Genomic DNA, 11,363 nt, shown 5'->3' on the forward strand with positions numbered 1-11,363 from the left:
GCGGCGCGCCGCCCGGGGGGGGCGCCCCCCCCCCCCCCCCCCGGTTCCGGGAGGAACCATGCTCGACCCGCTCGATCCCCTCGACGACGGCTCCGCGCTCCGTCGGACCTACGGATGCTTCCCGACAGGGGTCGCCGCGGTCTGCGGCCTGCGCGACGGGGCCCCGGACGGCATGGCGGCCAGCTCGTTCACCGCGGTCTCGCTGGACCCGCCGTTGGTGTCGGTGTGCGTGCAGGACACCTCGTCGACCTGGCCGCGGCTCCGTAGGCTCCCGCGGCTGGGGATCAGTGTGCTCGCCGAGACCCACGACCGGGCGTGCGCGGCCCTGTCCCGCAAGGAGGGCGACCGGTTCGACGGCGTCGCGTGGGACGCCACCGCGGACGGGGCCGTCTTCGTCGACGGCTCGGCCGCGTGGCTCGACTGTGTCGTGCACGACGAGTTGCCCGCGGGCGACCACACCATCGTCCTGCTGCGCATCCTGGGCACCCGTACCGAGCTCGACACCCCGCCCCTGGTCTTCCACGGCAGCCGCTTCCGGTTGCTCGCGGCGGGCTGACGACCCCCATACGACTCACACAGGGAACCGCGGACGACGTGACGACACGACAGATGCATCTGGTCGGCCTGATGAACGGGGGACCGGCGACCCACCACAGTGGGGCGTGGCGCCACCCGGACAGCGATGCCGACGGCGTCACCTCCTACGAACGCTACGAGACCCTGGCGCGCCTGTACGAGAAGGGGCTGTTCGACGGCGTCTTCTTCGTCGAGAGCCACCTGCCGGGGTTCGGCACCGAGCAGCTCGACACCATCAGGTTCGGCGGCATGCTGTCGCTGCTGGACCCGCTGCAGATCCTGACCGCGATGGCGCGGGTGACCCGTCACCTCGGGCTCAGCGCGACGATGAGCACGACCTTCTACCCGCCCTACATCATCGCCCGCGCGTTCGGCACGCTGGACCGGATGAGCGGAGGCCGGGCAGGCTGGAACGTCGTCACCTCGTTCCAGGACTCCGACGCCCGCCTCTTCGGACACGACCACATCCTCGACAAGGCGGCCCGCTACGACATGGCCGACGAGGTCGTCGAGGCGTGTCTGCAGCTGTGGGACACCTGGGCCGAGGACGCCCTGGTCATCGACCGGGAGAGCGGCGTCTTCGCCGACCCGGAACGGATCCGGTACAGCACCTACGAGGGCAAGGCGGTGCGCTACGCCGGTGGCCTCACCGTTCCTCGCTCCGCCCAGGGGCGGCCGGTGCTCATGCAGGCGGGCGCGTCCGCACGCGGGATGGACTTCGCGGCCCGATGGGCCGAGGTGGTCTTCAGCCCGCACTCGACCGGGTCGGCGCTGCGCGACTACTACACGGAGCTGAAGGGGCTCATGGTCGACCGCTACGAGCGTCGACCCGAGGACTGCGTGGTCCTCCCGTCCGTCGACGTCGTCGCCGGCAGCTCGGACGCCGAGGCCGCCGAGTACGCCGCGTCGCTCGACGCCCTCGTGGAGCCCCGCGCCGCGATGAAGGTGCTGGAGATGTCCCTGGGCGTCGAGCTGAAGGACGTCCCGCTCGACACCCCACTCGCGGCGATCGTCCCCGACGACGGCAAGCAGGTGCACGGCGCCGTGGCGCGGCTGCTGGGCTGGAACTCCGAGGGCCGGACGTTCACCCTGCGGGACGCCGCCCTGCTCCAGTGCACCAGCGACTTCACACCGCGCTACGTCGGGTCGGCGGCCACCGTGGTGGACCAGATGCAGGAGCTGTTCGAGTCCGGCTGTTGCGACGGGTTCATCGTCACGCACGCGCTCAGCCCGGACAGCCTCTCCCGGTTCGTCGAGTTCGTCGTCCCCGAGCTGCAGCGGCGGGGCCTCTTCCGCACCGACTACCCCGGCACGACCTTCCGCGACAGCCTCTTCCGCTGATTCCCGACCCTCAGAGCGCTACTCGACGCCACCCACCGGACCAGCCGGGATGCGCATGCAACCCGAGAACCCCGAGCCGATCAAGTCCCGGAGCTCCTTACATGAGTGCGGCTCGCCCTCCCGATCGGAGACAGGACGGCGGCGGTCCCTCTCGCCCCCGACGGGTCACGCTGCGTCACGGGAGTCGCCCTGCCCGTCGATGCGGGATGCTGCTCGAAGGAGCCCTGGGAGCCTGGCCATAACGCCATGGATAACGACCCGGTACGACCCTGGGGTCGCCCGGCACCGACGGCGGCGCCGGGGGACGCCGTGGGAGGACACGTGTCGAGCATGTTCACCGGGATCCAGGTCGTCGAGGTCGCCAGCTTCCAGGTCGTGCCCGCGGCGGAGCCGGCGCTCGGCTCGGTGACGGGTGAATCACGCTCCTTGTCGGAGGTCACTCGGACGTGTTAGGCCATGTGCGTGACGATCGACACGTCGATGCCGACGGTGATCTCCGAGGCGGGTTCCGCGAGTCGGGGGCGCAGCCCCGGTGGTGGTTCGGTGCCTGCTGACGATCTCGGGCTGTTCCCACGCCCCGGCCTTGTCGGGAGGGTCGCGGAGGCGTTCATCCGCGCGTCGACGGTGGTGGTCACCGCGCCGTCGGGAGCGGGTAAGTCCTCGCTCGCCCGTCTGGTGGCCGCCGAGCGCGGCGAGCGGTCCCTCTGGGTGTCGGCGAGCCCGGACTCCGGTGTCGAGGAGCTGCGAGAGGCCCTCGACCGGGCCCGATCCGCTCCTTTCGTCGTGCTGGACGACCTGGAGAACGTCATCGATGATCCGCGTCTGGTGAGCGTGCTGACGGACTTCCTCGCCGAGCCCGCAGCGGGGACGGAGGTCCTGGCGCTGAGCACGCGCGCGCTCGGCCCGGTGGTGGGCACGCTTGTGCTGCAGGGGACGTGCGAGGTGATCGATGCCGCGGACCTGCTGGTCGGTCGGCACGAGGTCGTTGGTCTGGCGGCTGCGGTGCGGCCCGGGCTCACCGAGGTCGAGGCTGCCCGGATGGTCGACCGGGCTCGGGGCTGGATCGCCGGAGCCGTCCTGCTGATGAGACTCGCGGGGCCGGCCGGTCCGCTCTCGCCGGTCGTCGTCGACGTCGTCGAGGCGACGATCGTGGACGCGCTGCCACTCGACGAGCAGGATCTCCTGCTGGCCGGGTCGCTGCTGGACCGGCTGACCCGGCAGGACGCGGTGGGCCTGCTCGGTCCCCGCGGTGAGGCGGTCTTCGGGGCGCTGCGGACCCGGGTGCTCCCGATGGTGACCCGGGGCCCGGGACGCGAGGAGTACACCGCTCCCGAGGACGCGCTGTGCTTCGCCCCGCTGCTGAGGGACTGCCTGCACGAGATACTGCCGCACAGGCGGGCCGGCAGGCTGCCCGAGCTCCGCAGGCGGTTCGCGATGCACCTCAGTCTCGCGGGCCGCTTCGACGCCGCCGTGGACTGGTGCGTGCGTGCGGGCGACCCGCGGCTGGCCGTGGAGGTGCTCGAGGAGGGCGTGCGCAGGCTGCCGGACCCGACCCCCGCGGTACCGCTCGTGGAGCGTTGGGTCGAGCTGATCGGGGAGCCGTACCTGCTCGCGTCGGACGTCCTGACCGCCTGCCGGATCCGTTCGCTGCACGCGCTGCGGCGCATCGATCGTGCCGTCGTCCTGATCCACCAACTGGAGCGGGACGGTCGCATGGACGACGTGGTCGCCGTGGACCCGGGGATCGTCGGTGTCGTGCTGTGGATCCTGCACAGCAGGCCGGGCGAGGCCGAGCACTACGTCGACGACAAGCGGGACGGGCACCGCGCCGACGCCGTCCGGTTCATGATCGCCGCCACCAACGGGACCGAGCCTGCCCTGCCACCGTTGACCACGCGGTGGCAGAACATGGCACCGGTCGTGCACTGGGGCATGCTCTGGCAGGGACGTTGTGCCGAGATCCTGGGCGCGGTCGGCACCCCCGACGCCGACGACAATCCGAACATCGTGCTGGCCGCCGCGTGGACGGGCCAGTTGGAGCTGGCGTCGGCGGCCTGGGAGGCGATTCCGGCCGACCGGAGCAGCAGGCCGCACGCCCAGTTCGCCCGAGCAGCCCTCATCATCGCTCAGGGGGACACCGGCAGGGCGGGACGGATGCTGCAGGAGAGCGCCGAGGCGGCCCGCAGCACCGGTGGCGAGAACCACCACGAGATCCTCGCCGCCTGGGCTGCGCTGAAGGCGGGGGCGCCGGCCGAGGCTGTGGAGGCGCTGCGTCCCGGCCTGATCGAGCTGGAGGGCGTCGAACGGCGGGCGATCACGGAGTGGGCCCGCGTGGTCCTCGGGCTCGCGTTCCTGGAGCTGGACAGGCCGCGGGACGCGATGGACGTCCTCGCCCCGGCCGTCGAGTCGATGCTCCACGCCCGGCGGCATCTCATGGTGGCCGCAGCCGGCTACGCCCTCGCGGAGGCGCACTGTCGCCTGGCTGACGAGGCGTCGGCGCGGGCGGTGCTCGCCGACGTCCGCAGCCGGGTGGGTGCCCTCGGCAGCTCGTACTGGGCGGACGTGGCGCTTGATCGCTGCTACCAGCTGCGGTCCGGTGACCTGCTCAACCTCGCGACGTCACAGGAGGTCGCCGAGCCCTCCGGCGCCTCCGAGGACTCGGCGACCTCGGCGGTGTCGACCACCGAACGGCTGCCCGAGCGGGTGGAACTGCGCCCCTTCCGCGAGCCGCCCGGCATCGTCGTCGACGGGGTGGAGTCCACCGCCCGCCGGATGAAGGTCGTGGAGCTCATCGCGGACCTGGCCCAGCACTCGGACGGGATCGAGCGGAGCAGGCTGCAGGAGCGGCTGTTCCCGGAGGTGGCGCGCAGTCGCGGCGGCAACCACTTCCGCCAGATCATCTTCCGGCTCCGCGAGCTGACCGGGGTGCGGCTGGAGCGCAGCGACAACATGGTGGCCTGGCCGAAGGCGGTCCGGTTGACCGCGGAGGACGACGCGTTCGAGCAGGCCGCGCTGGTCGCCCGCGGGGTCCGGGAGCCGACCGGCGCTGACATCCAGGCCCTCCGTGCGGCCGTCGATCTCGCTCCGGGCGTGTACCTGCCCGGGAGCGACCTGGCCTGGGTCGAGCAGCGTCGCGTCTACCTGTCGGTGCTGCACGAGGAGGCGGTGAGCACCCTGCTGTGGTGGGCGGTCGAGGCGTCCGACGTGGACATGGTGCGGCAGTACGCCTCACGGGCGCTCGAGATCAACCCGTTCAGCGAGGAGATCTACGGTCTGCTGATGCGGGCGGAACATCTCGGCGGGAACCGGGTCGCCGCGATGGCGGTCTACCGCCGTGCCCACTCCGCTCTCGCCGAGCTCGGGCTCGAGCCCGGCCCGGAGCTGCGCCGACTCGCCCACGGCGCCGCGGCCCCACCGACTCCCCGCGCCACCCGGGCCCGGCGGTAACGCCTCGGCCAACGTCTCGGCCGCACCCTGGGGCGCGACGCCCCGCATCGGAGAGGCCACGCGCATCGGGGCGGCGCGAATGACGGAGATCAGAGCGGGCGGGCCCCGCGAGCGGGTTCGTCAGCGACCCTGCCAGCGTGGGGGGCGCTTCTCGGCGAAGGCCTTGGCGCCCTCCACCCGGTCCTCGGAGGTGTAGGGGTTGGGCCCGGCGTTGAGCCGCAGGTGGGCGGGGACCGGCATCTCCCAGCCCTTGCCCGCCATCTCCTTGTAGCGGCGCAGGGTCAGGGGGGCGCGGGTGAGTAGTTCCGCCACCCACTCCTCGACCCGTTTCGCCAGCTCGGCCTTGGGCCAGACGCGGTTGACCAGGCCCATCGCCAGGGCACGGTCGGCGGGAACCCGGTCGCCGAAGTAGAGCATCTCCATGGCCAGGGCGCGGGGGATCAGCCGGGGCAGCAGGACGGAGCCGAAGTTGGCGCCCATGCCGCGCAACGACTCCGGCATCCCGAACACGGCGTCGTCCGAGGCGACGCGCAGGTCGCAGGCCATGGCGAGCTCACAACCGCCGCCGAGGGCATAGCCGTCGACCACGGCGATCGTGGGCTTGGGGATCTCCAGTACGCCCTCGTAGACGTTGCGCTCGACCTCGATCATCGGCGTGGCTGTACGCCCACCCGCGCCGTCCCGCTCACGCATCGCCTTGAGGTCGGCGCCCACACAGAACGCCTTGCCGCCCGCTGCCCGCAGCACCACGACCCACACGTCGGGATCGACGGTGGCGTCCACGGCCGCGGCGACCAACTGCCGCTTGAGCTCCGCGTCGAGCGCATTGAGCCGCTCCGGGCGGTTGAGGGTCAGCCAGGCCGCATGGTCGCGCTTCTCGACGAGCAGCTCGGTCACGAACTCTCCTGACGTTGGTGGCTGGTGATCGGTGTCCTCCACGGCGACGGTGCGCCCGCGTAGGCGGCCCGCCCGAGCCGGAAGTGGGCAGCCTGCTCGACCGTCTCCACGAAGGGCATGTCCATCGGATAGAGCCGAGCGCCGCGCGGACGGGGCCCGGCGAGCGGGAGGCGTCCGTGCAGCGGCCGCCCGACGACGTCGGCGGCGAGCAGGGCGACCTCGATCAGCCGGTCGCGGTCCACGCCGGTGTCGATGCCGGCCTCCTCGAGCAGGTCGACGAGGTCCTCCGTCGGGATCATCCCGGTGGCGCGGCCGTTTCCGCAGTACGGGCAGCCGCCGATCCCGCCCACCGCGGCGTCGATCGTCAGGGTCATGTGGGCGGGCAGCAGCCGCAGCGCCGTCCACGCGGAGACGAGGGCTGCGCCGCGCTGGTCGTGCAGGTGCAGGTGCAGGTGTCGCACCCCGGGCCAGCGAGCGAGGATCCCCCGGACGTACGCCTCCATCCGGAGTGGGTGGCTCCACCCCATCGGGTCGCCCAGCCATACCGTGTCGGCGACGATCCCGGCGTCCTCCCAGGCCCGCATCATGCGCTCGATCAGCGCCAACCCGTCGCCGACGGCGACGTCCCCGGTCCAGTTGGAGCCGAACGCGGCGCCGAGCCGGACCGTCGCCGCGGTCGAGCCGGACTCGACCGCCGCGGCCACCGCCTTGTCCCAACCCGCGATCTCCTGGGCCTGGGTGCGGTTGGTGTTGCGTTGCACGAACACGTCGCAGGCGTGCACGGTCAGCCGCGGCCGGGAGTCCACCGTGAGCGGCGGGACGTGGCGCGTGCGTCGCTCGGCGCCCTTCTCGTTCAGCGCCAACGCGGTGTACTCGACCCCCGGGACCGGGGTGAAGCCGGCTAGCACGCCCTCGACGTCGGCCATCTGCGGCACCCAGCGAGGACTCACGAAGGACCCGACGACCAGGTGCCGCAGGCCGGTGGACGACAACGCGTCGAGCAGCTCCACCTTGCGCGCCGTCGGGATCGCCGCGTCCTCGATCTGCATGCCCTCGCGCATGGTCTCGTCGACGATGCGGACGCGTGGCAGGGCGGTGCCGACCTCAGGCACCGTTCATCACCAGCACGCCGCGCAGGTTGCGGCCCTCCAGCTGGTCGGCCAGCGCGGTGCCGATGTCCGCCAGCGGGTAGCGGGTGATCAACGCGTCGATGTCCAGCAGCCCGCTGCGGTAGAGGTCCAGCAGCCGCGGGGTCGCGGTGCGCGGGTCCAGCGAGCCGAACAGGCAGCCACGGATCTGCTTGTTGAGCAACGCGAACGCGCCGATGTCCAGCGGCACCGGGCTCTCGCCAAAGGGCCCCATCCCCGTCACCACGAGCACGGAGTCCTTGCCGGTGACGTCGAGACCGTCGTGCAGGATCTCCGGGGTCACGACGCTCGGGGTGAGGATGACGCGGTCCGCCCCCTGGCCGTTGGTCAGGTCGGCGATGACCCCGCGCGCCTCGTCGATCGACGCCGCGGTGCGCGTGGCGCCGCAGGTCTTCGCGCCGTCGCGGCGCAGCGGGAGCGGGTCGATCGCGATGATCTCGCGGGCGCCGACGGTGCGGGCGCCCTGCACCGCGCTCAGCCCCAGCCCGCCACACCCCACCACCACGACGACGTCACCGGGCAGGGTGCCCGCCCGCTCCACCGCGGACCCCCAGCCGGTCGCCACGCCGCACGACACCAGGGCCGCGGCCTCGAAGGGGACGTCGTGGGGGATGGGGATGACGGACCGCTCGGCGACGACGGTCCGCTCGGCGAAGGTGCCGAGCTTGGCCATCAGGTAGAGCGGCTCGCCGTCCAGGTGGTGGCGGTGGGCGCCGTCGACCAGCTGTCCGCGGAGCATGAAGTCCTTGTTGCCGTTGCAGAGCGAGCCGCGCCCGGACGTGCAGTAGCGGCAGCGGCCACAGATCGGGGAGAAGCTGGCGCACACGTGGTCACCGGGACGCACCGTCGTGACGCCGGCCCCGACCTCGGCCACGATCCCGGCGGCCTCGTGCCCGCCGAGCATCGGATACAGGGCCGCGTCCCCGCCGGGGGCGACCCGGTCGCCGCTGCGGAAGTGCTCGTCGGAATGGCAGAGACCCGCCGCGTGCCATTCCACCAGGACCTCGCCGGGTGCGGGGGCCGCCACGTCGATCTCGACGATCCGCCACGGCTCGTCCCGACCCGTCACCACCGCAGCCTGTGACTTCATCGTCCACCCGTCCTCTCGCGCTCGTGTGCGAGCCCATCACAGCGGGCGTCTCGTTATGGCGCGCGTTACGGCGGGTGTCGTAATGCAACAGGTAACGACCGGCCGCGCAGGCTGTGTCCCGCCAGCGACGAAGCGAGCCTGCACGGAGGTACCGGGTGTCCCTGCGGATCACCATCGACTACGACCGGTGCACCGGTCACGGACGCTGCTACATGCTGGCGCCGGAGCTGTTCGACGCGGACGACGAGGGCAGGCCGGTCCTGCTCGACACCGAGCCCGCCGACCATCAGGCCGAGGCCCGCGCAGCGGCGGAGAACTGCCCCGAGGGCGCCATCACGGTGTCCGAGGCCGCTCGGAGCAGGTCGTGAGCGCCCCGACCGCGCTGCGCCCGGGACTGCGGCTGCGGAGCCAGACCTGCTCGACCGAGGTGATCGTCGTCCGGACGGGCGCCGGGACCGTCGAGCTCACCTGCGGCGGGCAGCCGATGGTCGGCCGCGACGCCGACGCGGCCGGCCTCGAGCCCGCGGCCGATCTCGCCGGGGGCACCCAGGTGGGCAAGCGATACACCGCAGAGTCCGACCCGGACGTCGAGGTGCTGGTGACCAAGGCCGGCGCGGGCACGCTGGCGGACGGCACCGTCCCGCTGGTCCTGAAGACCGCCAAGCCGCTGCCGGCGAGCGACTGATGGGCGAGCTGCTCAGCGGCCGGACCGCGGTGGTCACCGGCGCCGCGCGCGGCCTCGGCTACGCGATGGCTCGCGGATTCCTGCAACAGGGTGCCCACGTCCTCGTGGCGGACGTCGACAAGGACGCGGCCGCCGCTGCGGCCGAGCAACTCGCCGCCGAGGGGCTGACCGAGGCGACCGCTGTCGCGTGCGACGTCACCGACGAGCTGTCGGTCGCCGAGCTCGCCGAGCGGGCGGCCCGCCACGGCCTGACCATCTGGGTCAACAACGCCGGCATCCTGCGCAACGGCGACATGGCCGGGATGCCGCTATCCGGATTTCGCGCCCTGATCGACGTGCACGTGCAGGGCAGCTGGCTCGGCTGCAAGTACGCGGGCATGCACATCGGCGAGGGCGGCGGCTCGATCATCAACATCTCGAGCATCGGCGGCAAGGCCGGGCTGGCCGGGCAGACCAACTACAGCACCGCCAAGGCCGCGATCCTCGGCCTCACCAAGGCCGCGGCCAAGGAGCTGGCGCCCAGGAACATCCGGGTCAACACGATCCTGCCCGGCATCATGCGCACGGCGATGGCCGAGCAGCTCGCCCCGGAGGACCTGGCCGCCCGGCTGACCGATGTCCCGCTCGGGCGCATCGGGGAGCCCCACGAGATCGCGGACGCCGCGGTCTTCCTGGCCTCCGACATGTCCACCTTCGTCACCGGAGCCGCCCTGGAGGTCTCGGGCGGCCGGTTCATGTAGTGCGAGAAGGGAATCTTCGATGACCGCCACCACCGAACGACCGTCGTCCGCCCCGATGGGCATCGCAGACCCCGTCGAGCGCGCCCGGGCGATCGCCCCGCAGGTCCGCGCCGCCGCCGAGGCGGTCGACACACACGGCACGATGACCGACGACGTCGTCAAGCTCATCTCGGACGCCGAGCTGTTCTGGCTGCTGCTGCCCGGCGAGCTGGGCGGTGGGAACGGCGAGATCACCCAGGCCCTGGAGGTCGTGGAGGAGATCTGCGCCGCGGACGGTTCCGTCGGCTGGAGCATGATGGCGAACATGTCCGTCACCGGCTTCGCCGGCGGGCACTGCACCGACGTCGCGGTGGAGACCTTGTTCGGCACCGAGAAGTCGATCATCGCCGGGATGTTCGGGCCGATGGGCAAGGTCGCCGAGGCCGACGGCGGCTACACGGCCAGGGGCCGGTTCCAGTTCGGGTCGGGCACCGGGCACGCGCACTGGGTCGGGGGCGGCGCGAACGCGGGCGAGCACGGCGAGATCGAGCTGATCTTCCTGGTGCCGCGCGAGAACGTGAACTTTCTGGGGAACTGGGAGGTCTTCGGCCTGCAGGGCACCGGGAGCTACGACTACGAGATCCCCGAGCAGTTCGTGCCGGCGGAGTTCACCGTCAAGCGGGTCGGCGCGGTGCCACTGCGGGGCCAGGCGACCCAGCGCCTCGGGTTGCAGATCATGGGCTCGGCCGGGCACGCCGGTGTGGCGATGGGGATCGCGAAGCGCGCGTTCGAGGAGCTGCACCGGATCCTGTCGGCGGGCAAGAGCCGCCCGGGTGTGCCGCCGATCATCGAGCAGCAGCTGTTCCGGCACGAGTTCGCCGAGATGGAGGCGAAGCTCCGCGCGGCGCGGGCGCTGTGCTTCGAGGTGTTCGACGATGCCCAGCAGACCGTGAACCGCGGCGACGCCGTGTCCGACCTGCAGTACCAGCGGGTACGGCAGGCCTCGACCTATGTCACCCGGGTCGGCGCCGAGGCCGTGGAGTTCGCCTACACCTGGTCGGGCAGCAAGGGGTTGCGGACCCCGAATGCCCTGGCCAAGTGCGTGCAGGACATGCACGCCGCGACCCAGCACGTCTACGTCGACCCGACGACCATGGTCAACGCGGCGCCGTCCGTCCTGACGTCGTACGCAGGATGACGCTGCGCGGCCGCGTCGCCGTCGCCGGGATCGGCGCCAGCGACTACTTCAAGCACGGCGGCTCGCAGGAGTCCGAGTTCACGATGGTCCTGCGGGCCGTCCTCGGTGCGGCCGAGGACGCCGGTGTCGAGGTCGACGACATCGACGGCTTCGTCGCCTACTCGAACGACGGCACCACTCCGCTGCGCCTCGCCACGGCCCTCGGGATCCGCGAGCTCCGGCTCGGCGCCCTGCAGTACGGCGGCGGGGGCGGCGGGTCCGC

General features: G+C 72.2%; 10 protein-coding genes and 1 pseudogene. 8 read left to right on the forward strand and 3 right to left on the reverse strand.

The window, feature by feature from the left end; translation table 11 throughout:
• The first annotated feature begins 58 nt into the window (after positions 1-58).
• From AB0B41_RS36105 to AB0B41_RS36115, 3 genes are all read left to right on the forward strand, one after another.
• Positions 59-556, forward strand: coding sequence for a flavin reductase family protein (locus AB0B41_RS36105; RefSeq protein ID WP_358211486.1), 498 nt, complete (start codon positions 59-61; stop codon positions 554-556).
• A gap of 71 nt (positions 557-627) precedes the next feature.
• Positions 628-1,917 carry an NtaA/DmoA family FMN-dependent monooxygenase gene (locus AB0B41_RS36110; protein ID WP_358211488.1) on the forward strand — a complete coding sequence of 430 codons (1,290 nt, stop codon included), beginning with the start codon at positions 628-630 and terminating at the stop codon, positions 1,915-1,917.
• 543 nt (positions 1,918-2,460) lie between these two features.
• Complete coding sequence (locus AB0B41_RS36115; RefSeq protein ID WP_358211490.1) at positions 2,461-5,364, forward strand: BTAD domain-containing putative transcriptional regulator; 2,904 nt, start codon at positions 2,461-2,463, stop codon at positions 5,362-5,364.
• 120 nt (positions 5,365-5,484) lie between these two features.
• Here AB0B41_RS36115 and AB0B41_RS36120 read toward each other — a convergent pair whose 3' ends face one another.
• Genes AB0B41_RS36120 through AB0B41_RS36130 form a run of 3 tightly spaced genes read right to left on the reverse strand, consistent with a single transcriptional unit; the run spans position 5,485 to position 8,499 of the window.
• A complete protein-coding gene (locus AB0B41_RS36120) occupies positions 5,485-6,261 on the reverse strand; it encodes an enoyl-CoA hydratase-related protein (RefSeq protein WP_358211492.1) in 777 nt (258 codons plus the stop codon).
• Complete coding sequence (locus tag AB0B41_RS36125; RefSeq protein ID WP_358211494.1) at positions 6,258-7,373, reverse strand: citramalate synthase; 1,116 nt, start codon at positions 7,371-7,373, stop codon at positions 6,258-6,260. The genes AB0B41_RS36120 and AB0B41_RS36125 overlap by 4 nt, the downstream gene beginning before the upstream one ends.
• Entirely contained in the window at positions 7,366-8,499 is a 1,134-nt protein-coding gene (locus AB0B41_RS36130) for an alcohol dehydrogenase catalytic domain-containing protein (RefSeq protein WP_358211496.1), read from the reverse strand. The genes AB0B41_RS36125 and AB0B41_RS36130 overlap by 8 nt, the downstream gene beginning before the upstream one ends.
• A gap of 155 nt (positions 8,500-8,654) precedes the next feature.
• Here AB0B41_RS36130 and AB0B41_RS36135 point away from each other — a divergent pair, with 155 nt between their 5' ends.
• From AB0B41_RS36135 to AB0B41_RS36155, 5 genes and pseudogenes are all read left to right on the forward strand, one after another.
• Positions 8,655-8,867, forward strand: a complete 213-nt coding sequence (locus AB0B41_RS36135; protein ID WP_358211498.1) for a ferredoxin — start codon at positions 8,655-8,657, stop codon at positions 8,865-8,867.
• Entirely contained in the window at positions 8,864-9,184 is a 321-nt protein-coding gene (locus AB0B41_RS36140) for a hypothetical protein (protein WP_358211500.1), read from the forward strand. Before AB0B41_RS36135 ends, AB0B41_RS36140 begins: the two co-directional genes overlap by 4 nt.
• Positions 9,184-9,924 (forward strand): SDR family NAD(P)-dependent oxidoreductase, encoded by a 741-nt coding sequence (locus tag AB0B41_RS36145; RefSeq protein WP_358211502.1) that lies wholly within the window; start codon positions 9,184-9,186, stop codon positions 9,922-9,924. Before AB0B41_RS36140 ends, AB0B41_RS36145 begins: the two co-directional genes overlap by 1 nt.
• 19 nt (positions 9,925-9,943) lie before the next feature.
• The gene (locus AB0B41_RS36150) at positions 9,944-11,101 is read left to right on the forward strand and encodes an acyl-CoA dehydrogenase family protein (protein WP_358211504.1); all 1,158 of its coding nucleotides are present in this window, start codon (positions 9,944-9,946) and stop codon (positions 11,099-11,101) included.
• Positions 11,098-11,363 (forward strand): annotated as a pseudogene (locus AB0B41_RS36155) (transporter); the annotation flags it as partial. The gene AB0B41_RS36150 and the pseudogene AB0B41_RS36155, both read left to right, overlap by 4 nt.

It is taken from the genome of Pseudonocardia sp. NPDC049154, from assembly GCF_040648315.1.
Classification (GTDB): domain Bacteria; phylum Actinomycetota; class Actinomycetes; order Mycobacteriales; family Pseudonocardiaceae; genus Pseudonocardia.